This window comes from Deinococcus rhizophilus, assembly GCF_030271215.1.
Lineage (GTDB): Bacteria > Deinococcota > Deinococci > Deinococcales > Deinococcaceae > Deinococcus > Deinococcus rhizophilus.
The window spans coordinates 1-335 of sequence record NZ_JASNGB010000436.1 but is presented as its reverse complement, the minus strand read 5'-3'; the positions used below and the strand labels follow the sequence as shown (position 1 = coordinate 335).

The 335-nt window shown below is 78.5% G+C and carries 1 protein-coding gene; it reads right to left on the bottom strand.

Features of this window, described 5'->3' with window-relative positions; translation table 11 throughout:
• Positions 1-335, bottom strand: a 335-nt coding sequence (locus QOL99_RS17730) for a hypothetical protein (RefSeq protein WP_285525714.1), incomplete at both ends; no start/stop codon positions are given.

The following is a 335-nucleotide window of genomic DNA, read 5'->3' as shown; positions in this document are numbered from 1 at the left end:
GCTGTCCGGGAGCAGGGGGGTGGCGGGCACGGCGCTGAGGGCAGCGCGGGCGGTGGCGGCGTCGCCCCGGCGGGCCGCGACGTAGGCCTGCTCGGCCAGGAATCCGGCCCGCAGGAGGGGCGGCTGGCCCTCGGTCAGGTCCAGGGCTTCTTGCAGGTGCCGCGCGGCCTCCTCCAGATCGCCCCGGTCGGCGGCGGCCTGCGCCTGATACTGCCGGGCCGAGGCGTCGAAGAGGGGCGCGTGCAGGGGGTCTCGCAGTGCCGCGAGCAAGTCGGGCGACCAGTCACGCGGGCGCTGCCCGGTCGCGGCGGCGGCCAGGGCCAGCAGCGCCGCTT